The organism is Arcobacter acticola (genome assembly GCF_013177675.1).
Classification (GTDB): Bacteria; Campylobacterota; Campylobacteria; order Campylobacterales; family Arcobacteraceae; genus Aliarcobacter; species Aliarcobacter acticola.
On sequence record NZ_CP042652.1, the window covers coordinates 1452968 to 1468616 of the forward strand.

A 15649-nucleotide genomic window follows, 5' to 3' on the forward strand; every position below is an offset into this window, starting at 1 on the left:
TTATTCTCCTATTTTTAATCTAGATTTTAATTGAGCAAATTTATTTTTACCAATTCCATCAATATTTTTTAAATCCTCTATATTTTTAAAATAACCATTCTCTTCTCTATAATCAGAAATTGTTTTTGCTAATTTCTTACCAATTCCTTTTATTTTTCTCAAGTTTTCTTTATCAATTCTATTTATATCTACTCTCATATCATCAATATTTCTATCCCAAGATTTAAGCATTTGTTCATCTATAGCTTCTAGTTCTAATAAATCAGAACTATCAGTGATAATATTATCTTGTAGGTACTCTTGTATTTGTAAAGCTAAATCCTCTTCCATTCCATAAAGAGTCATTAAATCAGTTAATGTTGATGTGTTAAAATTTATCTTATTAATTTCAAAGATTTTTTCTTTTATTAGAGTTTTATTTGTCTCATCTTCAAAACATTCATCAATCTTTTGTGGAACATCAGATTCCTTTGATAAAAGTGCTAATTCCATTTCATATAAATCTTTTTTATCTTTAATAAAATATTCTCCATCATAACTAGCAGTATATTTACCAAACCCAATATGTCTTAAAGTTCTTAATAAATTTGAATCAATTTTTCCTAACTCTTCCCAAGAGAATAGGGGAATATGAGGTTTAGGAAATTTTCCATTTGAAAAATCCCACATTAAATATTGACAAATCCAATCTCTAATATATGGAAATGCTGCAAAGGCAGTTGCACACTCTAAAATATAAGCTTTTCCAGTTTTTGCACAAATTGCAATATCACAAGCCCAATATTCAGCTTTTGCAGCTTTTGAAGCTTTAACAGCAAGTTCAAGTGCATTCATAGGAACATTTTCATAAGACATTGAACCACCTTGTGAAGTGTTTGTAATCCATTGATTTTTACCTGAATATCTCCAAAAGGCACAAATTGGTTTATGACCAATAAGCATTACTCTAATATCTCCTGAGTCTTTTAAATCAATTGCGTTTTGAGTATAAATTGGATTATATTTTTTCTCATCAAGAAGTTTTTTTGCTTCTTTAAAATTATCAGCTTTATGTACAAAATACCCACCATAATTTGATGGTCCATAAGATCTTTTGATAATTTGAGGATAAGAAGCTTTTTCTTTTAAGTATTTATAACCTTTTTCTTTGTTATAAAAAATTTTTGTTTTAGGAATTGATAAATCATATTTTTTACAAAATAGGGTTACATTTTCCTTTGATTTATTTGAAAATTGTGTTTCAATAGATGGAACAAATCGAACATTTGGTAACTCTTTTGCAATTTCTACAAAAGTTTCATAGGCAGTTGCTGGGATATTTCCAATTAAAACTTCAATTTTCTTTCTTTTTACCTCTTCTACAAATCTTTTTTTATCATTTTTCCAATGATATGTAACAGATTCTATTTTATTAGGCCAGCCTTTGAAATTTGATTTATTGAAAAATTGTAATACATAATCTAAATATAAAAACCCTATCTTTGGTAACTTTTTCATTTACTTCCCCCTTCTTTTGTAGTTTTTCTATCTATTAAATCAACTATTAAATCAATTTTTTTATCGTTAAAATTTAATCCCATTTTTTCTTGTTCAGGTGTTGCAAAAGCTGGAATTCCATTTACTTCTAAAACTATATATTTCTCTTTCTTTCTATCAAAAATAATATCAACACCGGCAATATCTAATCCTAAAGTTTTAGTAGCTTTTATTGCTAAATCAACAATTTCATCATTTGCTTCTCTTAAAAATACACTTCCACCACTAGTAACATTTGTTTTCCAATGACCAGTTGCTGCTTTTCTTCCATAACAAGCAACAAATTGTCCATCTACAATATCTACTCTATAATCTGTATTATCATAATCAACATATTTTTCCACATAAAAATATTTAAGATTTATTTGACTTAAAAAAGGAATTAACATATTTAAAGCTTCAACACTGTCTATTTTTGTAACTCCCATTCCTCCCCAACCATCAGTTGGTTTGTAAACCATTTTCTCCCATTTTTTCATGATAGTATTTAATCTATGGGCATCATCACTATGACAAAGTTTATAATCAGCTGTTCTTATTCCATGTTTTCGTAAATAAAATGAGGTATGAAATTTGTCTTCACTTAACTCAAATGCTTCATAAGAGTTTATCATTGGAATTATTCTATTTAAGGCTTTGTATAAATAGACTTGATAAGGAGTTTGTTCTCCTGCATTATAAGAAAAAAATAGATCTAATTTATCAAGTTTTACTTTTTTGTCTTTCATCTCATAAATAATATGGCCATTTTTCGCAATAGCATTTTTTAAATTTACATTTGCAAGAACATCAATTTCTCTATCTTTTAACAATTTAATCATTTTCTTTTGGATTTGTTCTCCACCACTATTTTGATATAACCACATACCAATATTTCTTTTTGCCACTTTGTCCCCTTTTATAAATTTGTTTGAAAATGATTTAAGATTTTTGTCATTAGCTCTATTCTTGATTTAAAACTACTTTTTAAGGCTCTCTCTTTTACTGTATGATCTCCATCACCAAAAGGCCCAAAACCATCAAGTGTTATTACTCCACAACTAGCAATTATGTTTGCATCACTAACGCCACCTCTTTTTTCTGTTAAAATTTTTGTATTTGTAATATTTTCAAGTAAACTAATAAACTCTAATTGATTTTTATTTTCTTCCATTACATCTCTTTGAATACCACCACTTAAAGTTGATTTTGTACCATTTACGTAAGATTTATTTACAATTTGTTCTATAGAGTTTAAAACACGATTTTTTTCATTATTTGAGGTATATCTAAGCTCTAATAAAAGTTCACATTTTGGAGAGATAGTATTAGCACCAATTCCACCTGTTATTTTTCCAACATTTACAGTGGTTTGTAGTTCTAAATTTGTGAGTTTTACTAATTCTTGTAGTTTATAAGAAGCTTCTAAATTGGCATCAATACCTTTTGAGTAGTACTCCAATCCACTAAAAACAAATTTTTAATAATAATCCTAAAGTAGTATCTAAATCCCATCTGTTTTCTAATAACTGATTTTTGATAGATTTAACTTTATTTAGGTGTAGAATATTTATAACAAAGCTTCTTAATATTGTCATAGTCATTGGATTTATATTTGCAGTATGTAAATCTTCATAAAGTGATTTATCTTTATAAAAGTGCATTGTCTCCACTTTCCAATGATTGAGTTGAAGATTATGGAAAAATTCTGCACTATTTTTAAAGTTTGCAATTGCAAATGATGTTGTTACTATTTCTTTTATCTCACCTGTTTTTTTATTATTTGAGTATATTGTTTTATCAATTTTAATTATAGTTTTTATATGTGTCATTCCATTATGGTAAAAGCAACTATCATTTGTAAAAGTAGACACTTTTCTTTGAACAAGATATTTACTTTCTTGTTTTAACGAAGATATATAGATATCTGTAGGTATTTGTGTATCGGATATTTTAATAGCTTTTTGCAAAAGCTTTTTTTGATTTCCTTTTAATTTAGAATAATACTTATTATCATTTGTCTTTTCAATTTTATCAAGTGTTTTTTTTACTATTCATAGCATCAAAGGTATATATAAAGCTATCATCTAATTCATCAATAAGTTCTCTTAATGCGGGTACTTCATTTGATTTTTCTACAATTTTTTTATGAGCTAATATTATTCCACTATTTGCTAATACTGCATTTAGTACTTGTGTTGATTGTTTTGCATTTACACTACTACCATTCATAACTTTACCATCAACAGCTAATTGTGGTAAATTAGAAGTATCAACCAATTCATTTATCCATATTCTAAAAACTTTTTCTAACTCTAGATAATTAACTTCAGCTAAAATCTCTGCAATAGCACTTCTTCCTGGTGTTTTTATAAACTCTACACCTAAAAGTTTTTTAATTTTATCATCTTGAATATGCTTTGTAATCCATACCCATATCTCTTTATAATTAACTGCTCCCATTAATTGTGCAATAACTGACAAAAACAAAATATGTTCCAATTTATGAAGTTTACCTTGACCTTTTCTATGATCTGGTATCTCACCTAATAGTTGCAATAATCTATTTTTAGAAGCTATTTCCTTATAACCTTTTTTAGATCTTTTCTCTGCTAATTTCTCTCTAAATCTATTTGCCATAATATCTCTTTTTTATGCTTATTATAGCTGATTTTATCTATTTACTTAATTAAGAGTTTTTGGTGGATGAGGATATTTGAGTAGTGATTACCAGCATGGCTTGCTAATCCTTCAATTGATATATTAAAAGTTCCAACACCTTTTCTTTGTGTTACAACTTCATATTTTTCACCTGCTGCTTCAAAAACAAAACAATAATCATAGTTATTTGCAATTGATTTTGTGATTTCTTTTGAGTCATCACTTCCAGTTTCTTCATCTGATACAAGTAAAAAATCAATATTAAAGATTTCGCCATTTTGTTCAAAAATATTTCTAAGAGCTTGTAAAGCTACAATATTTCCACCTTTCATATCACAAGCACCAGGTCCATAAACCCAAGTCTCATCTTGGCTAAAGCCTTCAAAACTATTAGGTGGGAAAACAGTATCATTGTGGCCTAAAAATAGTATTTTTTTTCCAGTTTTTGTAGGTGTAGAAAAAAGTAGATGATTACCTATATTCTCTCTTTTGTATGTTAATAGAGAAAAACCTAATTCTCTCAACCAATTTGTCATTATAATACCCACTTCATCTACACCATTTTTATTTTTAGTATAAGAGTTGATATTTATGATTTTTTCTAAATCTTTTAAATAATCCATGAATAATCCAATTATAAAGTGAAGAATTCTAATTATTAAAGATTACAATTAAGAAACAATTACAATTAAGAAACAATTACAATTAAATTACAAGTTGAGAGAAAAAGAGTTTTTTTATTAAGTGAGTGAAAATTAAGGTGGAAATCCACCTTAATAAATTATTTTCTATTTGGGTTTTTACCAGCGATGATAAATCTTAAAGCATTTAATCTAATAAATCCTTCTGCATCTTTTTGATTATAAACTTCATCTTTTTCAAAAGTTGAATATGCATCATCATATAAAGAGTTAACTGATTCTCTTCCCACAACCATAACATTACCCTTGTAAAGTTTAACTCTTACATCACCCTCAACATTTTTTTGAGTTGCGTCAATAGCAGCTTGTAACATTTCTCTTTCAGGTGAGAACCAATAACCTTGGTAGATTAATTTAGCATATTTTGGCATTAACTCATCTTTTAAGTGTGCAGCTTCTCTATCTAAACAAATAGACTCAATTGCTCTATGAGCTTTTAACATAATAGTTCCACCTGGAGTTTCGTAACAACCTCTAGCTTTCATTCCAACATATCTATTTTCAACAATATCAACTCTTCCAATACCGTGTTTATTTCCATATTGATTTAATTTTTCAAGTAAAGTTGCAGGTGACATTTGCTCACCATTTAATGCAATTGGATCTCCATTTTTATATGTTAATGTTAAATACTCAGCTTCATCAGGTGCTAATTCAGGAGGTGTAGTCCATAACCACATTGATTCTTCAGGCTCATTAGATGGGTTTTCTAAATGTAAACCTTCATAAGAAATATGTAATAAATTTGCATCCATAGAATAAGGGCTAATTGCAGGATTACCATCTTTATCAAGGTGTTTTTGAGCAATTTCAATACCATGTTTTCTTGCATATTCAAGTAAACTTTCTCTTGAGTTTAATTCCCATTCTCTCCAAGGAGCGATAACTTTAATATCAGGTCTAAGTGCTAGTGCACCAATTTCAAATCTAACTTGGTCATTACCTTTTCCAGTTGCACCATGAGATACAGCATCTGCACCTGTTTCATTTGCAATATCAATAAGTTTTTTTGCAATTAAAGGACGTGCAATTGAAGTTCCTAATAAATATTCACCTTCATAAATAGCATTTGCTCTAAACATAGGGAAAACATAATCTTTTACAAACTCTTCTTTAATGTCTAAAATAAAAACATTTTCTGGTTTAATTCCACAAGCTATTGCTTTAACTCTAGCTGGTTCAACTTCTTCCCCTTGACCTAAATCAGCCGTAAAAGTAATAACTTCTGCTTTGTATTCATCTTGAAGCCATTTTAAAATAATAGAAGTATCTAAACCACCACTATAAGCTAAAACTACTTTTTTAACATCTTTTTTACTCATAAATATATCCTATGCTTACGTTATTTTTAAGGCATCATTTTATCAAAGTTTTGCTATAATTTTCTTTATGAGAATAGATAAATTTTTAAATGCCGTTAATATTACAAAACGAAGAGCAGTTGCAGAAGATATGCTAGAACACAAAGTTGTTTTTATAAATGACTTAGCTGTTAAAAAAGCAAAAGAGGTTAAAGTTGGAGATATTATAGAAATTAAATATCTTGAAAGAAGTGATAAGTTCAAGGTATTACAAATTCCAACAACAAAATCAACACCCAAATCAAAAATAGATGAATATGTACAAAGGATAGACTAAAATGTTCAACGCAGCAAAACTTAAATTTGATGATATTTTTGAAAATAGATTATCTGCTGAAGAAGTAAAAGAGTATTTGATTGAGTTATATGAAAGAGGTGAAACAGCAGCTGAAATAGCAGGTGCTGCTAGCGCTATGAGAGATCATATGATACCTTTACCTGTTCATTATGATTTAAAAGAAAAACTAATTGACAATTGTGGAACAGGAGGAGATAAATCAAACTCTTTTAATGTTTCAAGTACTGTTTCAATATTACTTGCTGCATGCGGTTCTTATGTTGCAAAACATGGAAATAGAAGTATTACTAGTAAAAGTGGAAGTGCTGATATGCTAGAAGCTATAGGAGTTAATTTAAACCTTAGTTTAGAAAATAGTGCAAAAATGCTAGAAGAAACTGGATTTACTTTTATGTTTGCACAAAATCATCATCCATGCATGAAACATATTATGCCTATTAGAAAATCAATACCACATAGAACAATATTTAATATTTTGGGACCTTTATCAAATCCAGCAACTGTATCAAAACAGTTAATAGGAGTATTTGATAAATCATATATAAATAAACTAGCATATGCTTTAGATATGTTAGATACAAAAAGATCTATGATTGTATCTTCAAATGATGGAATGGATGAAATCTCAATTTCAGATATAACATATGCAAGTAGTATATACAATGGTAAAATTGAAGACTTCGAAATAAATCCTGAAGATTATGGTATGCAATTAAGTGATAAAAGTGAAATTATAGGTGGTGATGCAAAGTTTAATGCAAAACTAACTAGTGATTTATTATCAAAAAAACTTATTGGTGCAAAATTAAACATAGTTTTATTAAATGCAGCTGCAGCTTTAATCGTAGATGAAAAAGCAAGAGATTTTAAAGATGGTATTGATATGGCAAAAGAAGCTATTATTAGTGGAGCTGCTAAAGATAAACTAGCTCAAATTATCAAAGTATCAAATCAGTTAAGTTAGGATTTTTTTTGCAGAAAACTTTTGAATTAGAACTAAATAAACTAGAAGAACTTACTACTTATTTAATAGAATTATTAAAAGATGATAACTATATAGTTATTTTACGAGGTGACTTAGCAAGCGGTAAAACTACCCTTGTTAAAAATTATCTAAAAGCTTTGAACTTAGATGATTTAGTTACTTCTCCTACTTTTTCCCTACAAGCTATTTATTCTGAAAATATTTTTCATTATGACGTTTATAATAAAACATTAAATGAATTTATTTCATTAGGAATGCTAGAAGAGTTTGAAAAAGATGGAACTCACTTTATAGAGTGGGGTGATGAAAAACTAGAAGAAATATTAAAAGATTATGGATATAACGTGATTTTAATAGAAATTGAAAAGAAAGATAATAAGAGGTTATATAAAATAAATGCATAAATTACATATAAAAGATATTACAAAAATAATCAAAAAAACTCAGATATTGCATGGTATTTCACTAGAAGTTAATTCAGGAGAAATTGTAGGATTATTAGGACCAAATGGTGCTGGAAAAACTACAACATTTTATACTGTTTGTGGCTTAGTAAAACCAACAGCTGGAAATGTTTATTTTGACGATAAAGATATAACTTCATTGCCATTACATAAAAGAGCATTAAAAGGAATAGGTTATTTACCTCAAGAATCTTCAATCTTCAAAGATTTATCAGTTGAAGATAATCTAATGCTTGCTGCTGAAATTGTTACAAAAGATAAAAATGAACAAATAAAACGTGTAGAAGAATTATTAGAAATTTTTAATATTGAGCCAATTAGACAAAGAAAAGGTGTTTCACTTTCAGGTGGAGAGAGAAGAAGAACGGAAATTGCAAGAGCACTTGTATCAAAACCAAAATTCTTACTTCTTGATGAACCTTTTGCAGGGGTTGATCCAATTGCTGTTAAAGATATTCAAGAGATTATTCATCAGTTAACAAAAATAGATATTGGTGTATTAATAACAGACCATAATGTAAGAGAAACACTAGAAATTTGTGATAGAGCCTATGTTATGAAAGCAGGAGCATTGTTAGCTAGTGGAACAAGCGATGAAATAAGAAATGATTCAAAGGTTAGAGAACACTATTTAGGTGAAAATTTCAACTTCTAAGTAATAGCTTATCTTGCTATTACTACGCTTTTGCCTCTATTTTTACTTTCAAATAACAATTTATTTACCCTTGACATAAAAGTTTTTTCGTCATCTTCTTCTTTTAATTCAGATACTCCAAAATTTGCACTTAGTTTTAATTGTTTTTCTGTAAATAAGTGCTCAAATACTGTGTTATTTATTTTATTAGCAACAATTTGTGCACCTTCTAGGTTTGTTTGAGGAAGTAGTATTAAAAACTCTTCTCCTCCCCATCTAGCTGATATATCTTGTTCTCTAATACAATTTGACATAATTTGTGAAATTTCTTTTAGTATGATATCTCCAATTGAAGATTTATTTATTTCAATTATCTCTCTAAATTCATATATGTCAAAAAGTATAATAGATAAATCATTTTTATATCTTTTAGATCTTTTTACTTCTTTTTCATAAAATTCATCAAATTTATTTTTATTAAACAGTCCTGTTATCTTGTCATGGCTTGATTGATATTCTAATAAATTTGCTTTTTCTTTTATACTTGTAATATCTGTTAATGAAAAAATATAATAGTGCTCTTTATTCTCATAATAATCTATATTTATAGTAAATAATCTCTCTTCATTTTTATGATTTTTGATTTTGACAATTCTATCAATTTCAGGTAATTCTTTAATATATTTTAGCCAACACTCTTGTTTTTCCATTTGATTTCTTGTAATAAAACCAAATTCTTCATGAAAAAGATCAAAGATATCTTTTTTAGCTTCTTTAAATTTTTCAAAACTTTCAATTCCAAAGAATTCTAGAAATTTCTTATTTATGTTTGTAATTTCTTCTTTATTAGTAACTATAACAATATTCTCTTGAGCATCTAAAATAGAATTTATCTTTTCTATTTCCATTTCTATTTTACTCTCAAGGGATAAGTTTAGGGTAACAAGCTCTTTTTTTAAGAAAATTGGCTCAATCGCTTTTGTTATACTTTCAATTAACTGGTATAAATCAATAGGTTTCATGGCATAAGTACTAACCCCTACATCAATAGCTTTTTTTAAAAAATCAGTATCATTATGAGCACTTGTTACAACTATAGGTATTTCTTTATTTAGTTCTCTTATTTTCTCACACATAGCAATACCATTCATTTTTGGCATATTAATATCTGTAACTATTAAATCTATGGTATTTATATTTTCTTTATACAAATCTAAGCCATCTTGGCCATTTTCTGCTGTGAAAACATTTTTTAGTAAAGATGATAGTAATTTTGATGTGAACTCTCTTACATCACTCTCATCTTCTACGTATAAAATTGATATGTTTTTTAAAATTTCTTTATTCATGATTCATCTTTTTTTGGAATTCGCTAACATTTGGTATAGCAATTGGCTCTGAGAAAAAATACCCTTGGGAGTAATCTGCACCTAAATCTCTAACAATATTAAATATTTGTTCATTTTCAACATACTCAGCAATAGTTTTTAAATTTAAATTTTTTGCAAATTCTATTATAGTTTTTGTTATTTTATATGATGTCTCATCTGTAGCAACGTTTTTGATTAAAGATGCATCTATTTTTAAATAATCAACATTCATTTTTAGTAAATGCTCAAAGTTTGAATAACCAGATCCAAAATCATCTATAGCGATTTTACATCCAAGAGCTTTTACTTCATCAATAAACTGCACTAAACATTGGTAATTTTTTATACTTTCATCTTCTAATATCTCAAAAACTACTCTATTTGAGATGTTATATTTTGAAATCATACTTCTTATAAAATCAAGAAAATCAGCACTTTCAATATCTTCATAGGAAATATTTACAGAAAATTCAAAAGGAAGATGTTCAAATCTTTTAAATGATTTTTCTAAAACTATTCTTGTTAATTTTTTATATTGGTTTGATTTTTTTGAAATATCTAAAAAAAAGTAAGGTGAAATAACTTTTCCATTTTCTTCAATTAGTCTTACTAAACACTCATATTTATCAACTTTTAGAGTTTTATTATTTACTAATGGCTGGAAATAAACTTCTATATTATCATGTATAAATGCAGATTTTAATTTTTTTGTCCAATGCATATTGTTTTCATATTCTTGGAATTTATCTAATTCATCAAAAAATACCAAGTAATCTTTATTTTCTTTTTTTGCGGTTTGCAAGGCAATATCTGCTGTGATTAATTTATTGTTTTTGTTTGAAAAAGAGATTCCTGCAGTCATTCTGATATCAATCTCATATTGTTCGAAAATAAAAACATTTTTATAAACAGAATCTAATATATTTTTCATCAATTCTATAAAAGTGGCTTTATCATCAAGGGTACTTATTACACAGTAATTATCAGATGGAAATTTAAAAAGTTTTAAATGGGAATATTTCTTTATTTTTTTATTTATTAATTGAGCAACATCGATTAAAATTGAATCACCAACATTATGACCAAAAAAATCATTTACTTCTTTAAATGAATTAATATTTAATAAACAAACAGCTTCTAGTATTAGTGTTTTATTTTGTAAATCTTCAATTAATTTTGTACGATTGGGAAATTTACTTAAATTATCAGTATACAAAAGTTGAAATAATTCATTTTTATGTTCTATTTCATGACTTATATCATTTAAAATAATTATATTTGTATTATTGTGAGTTAAAAATATTTTTTGTAGAGAAAAGAAACGTTTATTTTTTTCTTCATCTAAGATACAAACTTTTGTGTTAACAATCTTAGGATTTTTTAACCATTTTTTATTTAACTCAGTGAAACAATCTTCTTCTTTATGAAAAATATTTTTTATTTTCTTATATTTTGTATTTAATTCATCCAATGAAAAACAATTTGTAAGTTTAAAAAAATGTTCATTTGAAAAAATAATACTATGTCCATCTGTGGAAAAAATTGGGTAACTTATATTATCAATTATTGAGTTTGAAAATTCTTCTTCTTTTTTAATTAAAGGTTTTTTCTCAATTAGATTTATGTATTTACCTATTTTATTACTTAAGTCATCGAAGTTTAAGGGATTGTATATACTGTCAAAATTTCTAATTTTTGATATTTTTTTTAAATCAGATTCATGATTTATTAGAAAAACTATAAGTATATTATCGTGTAAGATCTTTTTTATTTTATCAAAGTGTTCAAAGAATTTGATATTAATAACTAAAAGATCTGTTAAATCAAAATCTTCATTTAAGTTATTAATATCTGAAAAAAGTGTAAATTTAATATTCTTTAATTTATTTAAAGAATATCTTTCTAACTCTTCAAATTGGATAATGTTGTCATCTATTATTGATATATCATAACGCATTATTTACCTTGATTCTTCTTTTTTTATAATAGTTTACATAAATTATCTTTAAAATGACTTTATTGTTTTTAAAGCAAAATAAATAGAAATTTTATAAATTATTTACTAAAAATTTTTATTGCATTATCTAAGTCTTGTTGTGTGTCTATTCCAAAAGATTTAGATTCAACTTTTACCATTGCTATCTTGAATCCATTATCTATAGCTCTTAATTGTTCAAGTTTTTCTATATTTTCTAATTTTGAAGATTTTAACTCACAAAAATTATTTAGTGATTTTTTTGTAAAACCATATATTCCTAGATGACCACTATAAGTTGCAGCTTCATAATGATCTCTATGATAAGGTACTTTTGCACGTGAAAAATAAATAGCATTTGAATCTTCATCTAAGATTACTTTTACATGATTTGGATCATCAGCTAGTTCTGAACTAATCTCTTTATAACAAGAGGTAATCATAATATCTTCGTTATTTTCTTTTATTTGTTTTACTCTATTTATAACTGCTTGAACTACTTCAACTTCAATAAATGGTTCATCACCTTGAACATTTACAATAATCTCATCATCACTTAAGTTTAAAATATTCACAGCTTCATTTATTCTATCTGTTCCACTTTGATGTTCTGAAGAAGTCATAACAGCATCAAAACCATGCTCTTTAGCTAAATCAATAACTTCTTGTGAATCAGTAGCAATTACTACTTTATCCAAGCTACTTACTTGTTTGGCAGTTCTTATTACCATTGGTAGTCCTAAAATATCAACCAAAATTTTATTTGCAAATCTACTTGAATTTAATCTAGCGGGTATAATTATCATCTATGTACCTTTTATTACTTTGTAATTCTAAAACCTTATTTTTAGTGACATTATTATAATATAAAATCTTTAAACAAGTAATGAAAGAGAAATTTTATGAAAAAAACAATTACAGTAATAGATACATTTGGATTTTTATTTAGAAGTTATTTTGCACTTCCACCCCTTAGATCAAAAGAAGGTTTTCCAACAGGTTTACTAACAGGATTTATAAATTTTATAGCAAATATTGGTAAAGATTTTCAAACAGATTATATAGTTTTTGCACTTGATGCAAAGGGAAATACTTTTAGAAATGAACTTTATGATAATTATAAAGCTCAAAGACCTGATGTTCCTGAGGATTTATTAAAACAACTTCCAATTGCTATTTCATGGATTGAACAAATGGGATTTAAAACAGCAATTAGAACTGGATTTGAAGCTGATGATATTGTTGCATCAATTGCACATGATGCAAAGCAAAAAGGTTTAGAAGTACGAATCGTATCTCACGATAAAGATTTATATCAATTAATTGAAGATGATACTATCTATTTATTTGACCCAACAAAAAGAGTAGTTATAAATGAAGCAAAATGTTTAGAAAAATATGGAGTTCATCCATCACAATTCACAGATTATCAATCACTTTTAGGTGATAGTGCTGATAATATTCCAGGAGTAAAAGGAATAGGAGCTAAAACAGCAGAAGCCCTAATTCAACAGTTTGGAACTCTAGAAAATATTTATGCAAACTTAGAGAATATTGAGAAAAAGAGATGGAAAACCTTGCTTGAAGAAAGTCGTGAAATGGCATTTCTTTCAAAACAACTTGTTACTTTATCAAGGGATTGCCATGTAATTGATGATTTAGATAATTTTATATTACCAGCTGAAAATCCTATTTTAAAAATTTCTGATATTTTAATTAAATATGATATGTCAAAAATACTTGATAGGGTGAATAAAAATGGAATGTCTTTTAAAACGCAAATTCCAAAAGAAGTGCAAAAACAAGAAAATATGGAATTTATTTTACTTGATAATGAAAATAGTTTATCTTTAGTAATAAACACAATTCCAAGAGATGCAATAGTTTCATTTGATACAGAAACAACTGATATTGATGTAAGAAATGCAAAAATAGTTGGATTTTCATTTGCTTATGAAGAAAATAAAGCCTACTATGTTCCAATAGCTCACTCTTATTTAGGTGTTGCTGCACAAATTTCAAATGAAGCTGCCCGTCAAGCTATTATTCAATTAAATAGACATAAATTAGTTCTTCAAAATTTTAAATATGATTATGAGATAATCAAAAACAATTTTGAAATAGAGTTAAAATTATATGCAGATACTATGATTTTGTCTTGGCTTTTAGATACAAATGAAAAAGTAGGGCTTGATTACCAAATAAACAAATATTTTAATCATAAAATGATAGCTTTTAAAGATGTAGTTAAAAAAGGTGAAGATTTTTCTAATGTAGATATTTTAAATGCTTGTGATTATGCTGCTGAAGATGCTTTGATGACTTTAAAGCTTTTTAATAAGCAACTAGAACTATTTAAAGAAAAAAATAGTGAAGAATTATTACAACTTGCTTTTGATTTAGAATTTGATTTTATTTATGTTTTAGCAGATATGGAAAACAATGGTATAAAAATAGATGTTAATTTATTAAAAGAGTTAAAAGAAACAAATTATAAATATATACAAGAGTTAACTACTAAAATTTATGAAACAAGTGGTGTTGAGTTTAATATAAACTCTCCAAAGCAATTAGGTGTAGTTTTATTTGAAACACTTGCCTTACCAACAGCTAAAAAAACAAAAACTGGATACAGTACAGATGAAGCTGTTTTAAATGGTTTATTTGATGCACATAGTGTTATACCTTTACTTTTAAATTATAGAGAGGCTTATAAGCTTCAATCAACTTATATCGAACCATTATTAGAACTTGGATTAAAAAATGAAGATAATAGAATTCATACATCATTTTTACATACAGGAACAGCAACTGGAAGATTAAGCTCAAAAAATCCTAATTTACAAAATATTCCTGTTAAATCAGAAGCAGGATCTCAAATACGATCAGCTTTTATTCCAAAAGATGGTTATACTTTAGTGGGAATCGATTACTCTCAAATAGAGCTTAGATTATTGGCACATTTTTCAAAAGATGAAGCTTTAGTTGATGCTTTTAATAATGACTTGGATATTCACTATCAAACAGCTGTGAAAATTTTTGGAGAAGATGAAGCAAAAGAAAAAAGATCTATTGCTAAATCTATAAATTTTGGACTTTTATATGGAATGGGAAGTAAAAAATTAGGAGATACTTTAGGTATTTCTTCAAAAGAAGCAAAAATATATATTGAATCATATTTTAAAGCTTTTAAAAGTGTAAAAGATTATCTAAAATCAATAGAAGAGTCTGCTCATGTAAATGGATACATAAAAACATTATTAAATAGAAAAAGATTGTTTAATTTTGAAAGTGCAAATGCTATGCTTAAAGCTGCATACTTACGAGAAGCTGTAAATACAATGTTTCAAGGAAGTGCTGCTGATTTAATCAAGCTATCAATGGTTAAAATTCATAAAAAATATAAAAATAATGATAATATGAGAATGCTTTTACAAATACATGATGAATTAATATTTGAAGTAAAAGAAGATATTGCTGATGAAATTATTATAGATTTAAAAGAAATAATGGAAAATATATATGAATTAAATGTACCATTAAAAGTCTCAATTGCTAAGGGAAAATCGTGGCAAAAGTTAAAATAATAGAAAATTATTAAAATATAATCAAAATTGTTAAAATAATTTTGACAAATAAAGAAATTTTTGTTATTATTATGACTTAAACCAATATATAAAGAGTA

The 15649-nt window shown here is 26.6% G+C and carries 15 protein-coding genes; 5 read left to right on the top strand and 10 right to left on the bottom strand.

The window, feature by feature from the left end; translation table 11 throughout:
* From AACT_RS07405 to AACT_RS07435, 7 genes are all read right to left on the bottom strand, one after another.
* Positions 1-1497: a helix-hairpin-helix domain-containing protein gene (locus AACT_RS07405; protein ID WP_172126196.1), complete on the bottom strand. Its 1497-nt coding sequence runs from the start codon at positions 1495-1497 to the stop codon at positions 1-3.
* A complete protein-coding gene (locus tag AACT_RS07410; protein WP_172126197.1) occupies positions 1494-2423 on the bottom strand; it encodes an ATP-grasp domain-containing protein in 930 nt (309 codons plus the stop codon). Before AACT_RS07410 ends, AACT_RS07405 begins: the two co-directional genes overlap by 4 nt.
* Positions 2424-2434: 11 nt before the next feature.
* Positions 2435-2977, bottom strand: coding sequence for a peptidase dimerization domain-containing protein (locus AACT_RS07415; protein ID WP_228720552.1), 543 nt, complete (start codon positions 2975-2977; stop codon positions 2435-2437).
* A gap of 4 nt (positions 2978-2981) precedes the next feature.
* Complete coding sequence (locus AACT_RS07420) at positions 2982-3485, bottom strand: hypothetical protein (RefSeq protein ID WP_172124437.1); 504 nt, start codon at positions 3483-3485, stop codon at positions 2982-2984.
* Between the two features lie 64 nt (positions 3486-3549).
* Positions 3550-4155, bottom strand: a complete 606-nt coding sequence (locus tag AACT_RS07425) for an ISAs1 family transposase (RefSeq protein ID WP_172124435.1) — start codon at positions 4153-4155, stop codon at positions 3550-3552.
* Positions 4156-4196: 41 nt separating this feature from the next.
* Entirely contained in the window at positions 4197-4799 is a 603-nt protein-coding gene (locus AACT_RS07430; protein ID WP_228720553.1) for a M20/M25/M40 family metallo-hydrolase, read from the bottom strand.
* Between the two features lie 158 nt (positions 4800-4957).
* Complete coding sequence (locus AACT_RS07435) at positions 4958-6199, bottom strand: argininosuccinate synthase (RefSeq protein ID WP_172126198.1); 1242 nt, start codon at positions 6197-6199, stop codon at positions 4958-4960.
* A gap of 67 nt (positions 6200-6266) precedes the next feature.
* On the opposite strand from AACT_RS07435, the gene AACT_RS07440 reads away from it, so the two are divergent.
* From AACT_RS07440 to lptB, 4 genes are read left to right on the top strand one after another with little or no spacing between them, the layout of a single operon-like run.
* A complete protein-coding gene (locus AACT_RS07440; RefSeq protein WP_172126199.1) occupies positions 6267-6515 on the top strand; it encodes a S4 domain-containing protein in 249 nt (82 codons plus the stop codon).
* Position 6516: 1 nt separating this feature from the next.
* Positions 6517-7500, top strand: a complete 984-nt coding sequence (gene trpD, locus AACT_RS07445; RefSeq protein ID WP_172126200.1) for an anthranilate phosphoribosyltransferase — start codon at positions 6517-6519, stop codon at positions 7498-7500.
* Positions 7501-7508: 8 nt separating this feature from the next.
* Positions 7509-7925, top strand: coding sequence for a tRNA (adenosine(37)-N6)-threonylcarbamoyltransferase complex ATPase subunit type 1 TsaE (tsaE, locus tag AACT_RS07450; protein WP_172126201.1), 417 nt, complete (start codon positions 7509-7511; stop codon positions 7923-7925).
* Positions 7918-8640 (top strand): LPS export ABC transporter ATP-binding protein, encoded by a 723-nt coding sequence (gene lptB, locus AACT_RS07455; RefSeq protein ID WP_172126202.1) that lies wholly within the window; start codon positions 7918-7920, stop codon positions 8638-8640. Before tsaE ends, lptB begins: the two co-directional genes overlap by 8 nt.
* Before the next feature lie 8 nt (positions 8641-8648).
* Here lptB and AACT_RS07460 read toward each other — a convergent pair whose 3' ends face one another.
* The 3 genes from AACT_RS07460 to kdsB form a co-directional block, all read right to left on the bottom strand.
* Positions 8649-9968 carry a GGDEF domain-containing response regulator gene (locus AACT_RS07460; RefSeq protein ID WP_172126203.1) on the bottom strand — a complete coding sequence of 440 codons (1320 nt, stop codon included), beginning with the start codon at positions 9966-9968 and terminating at the stop codon, positions 8649-8651.
* A complete protein-coding gene (locus AACT_RS07465; protein WP_172126204.1) occupies positions 9961-11946 on the bottom strand; it encodes an EAL domain-containing protein in 1986 nt (661 codons plus the stop codon). The genes AACT_RS07460 and AACT_RS07465 overlap by 8 nt, the downstream gene beginning before the upstream one ends.
* 98 nt (positions 11947-12044) lie before the next feature.
* On the bottom strand, positions 12045-12770 hold the full coding sequence (gene kdsB / locus AACT_RS07470) for a 3-deoxy-manno-octulosonate cytidylyltransferase (RefSeq protein ID WP_172126205.1): 726 nt from the start codon (positions 12768-12770) through the stop codon (positions 12045-12047).
* Positions 12771-12866: 96 nt separating this feature from the next.
* On the opposite strand from kdsB, the gene polA reads away from it, so the two are divergent.
* Entirely contained in the window at positions 12867-15551 is a 2685-nt protein-coding gene (polA, locus tag AACT_RS07475) for a DNA polymerase I (RefSeq protein WP_172126206.1), read from the top strand.
* Positions 15552-15649 lie beyond the last annotated feature (98 nt).

What these genes read in the sequence shown, in the direction of transcription:
- AACT_RS07460 (WP_172126203.1), bottom strand. Translation starts at nt 9,968, where the DNA reads ATGAATAAAGAAATTTTAAAAAACATATCAATTTTATACGTAGAAGAT.
- polA (WP_172126206.1), top strand. Translation starts at nt 12,867, where the DNA reads ATGAAAAAAACAATTACAGTAATAGATACATTTGGATTTTTATTTAGA.
- AACT_RS07430 (WP_228720553.1), bottom strand. Translation starts at nt 4,799, where the DNA reads ATGGATTATTTAAAAGATTTAGAAAAAATCATAAATATCAACTCTTAT.
- AACT_RS07440 (WP_172126199.1), top strand. Translation starts at nt 6,267, where the DNA reads ATGAGAATAGATAAATTTTTAAATGCCGTTAATATTACAAAACGAAGA.
- AACT_RS07405 (WP_172126196.1), bottom strand. Translation starts at nt 1,497, where the DNA reads ATGAAAAAGTTACCAAAGATAGGGTTTTTATATTTAGATTATGTATTA.
- AACT_RS07425 (WP_172124435.1), bottom strand. Translation starts at nt 4,155, where the DNA reads ATGGCAAATAGATTTAGAGAGAAATTAGCAGAGAAAAGATCTAAAAAA.
- AACT_RS07435 (WP_172126198.1), bottom strand. Translation starts at nt 6,199, where the DNA reads ATGAGTAAAAAAGATGTTAAAAAAGTAGTTTTAGCTTATAGTGGTGGT.
- lptB (WP_172126202.1), top strand. Translation starts at nt 7,918, where the DNA reads ATGCATAAATTACATATAAAAGATATTACAAAAATAATCAAAAAAACT.
- kdsB (WP_172126205.1), bottom strand. Translation starts at nt 12,770, where the DNA reads ATGATAATTATACCCGCTAGATTAAATTCAAGTAGATTTGCAAATAAA.
- trpD (WP_172126200.1), top strand. Translation starts at nt 6,517, where the DNA reads ATGTTCAACGCAGCAAAACTTAAATTTGATGATATTTTTGAAAATAGA.
- AACT_RS07465 (WP_172126204.1), bottom strand. Translation starts at nt 11,946, where the DNA reads ATGCGTTATGATATATCAATAATAGATGACAACATTATCCAATTTGAA.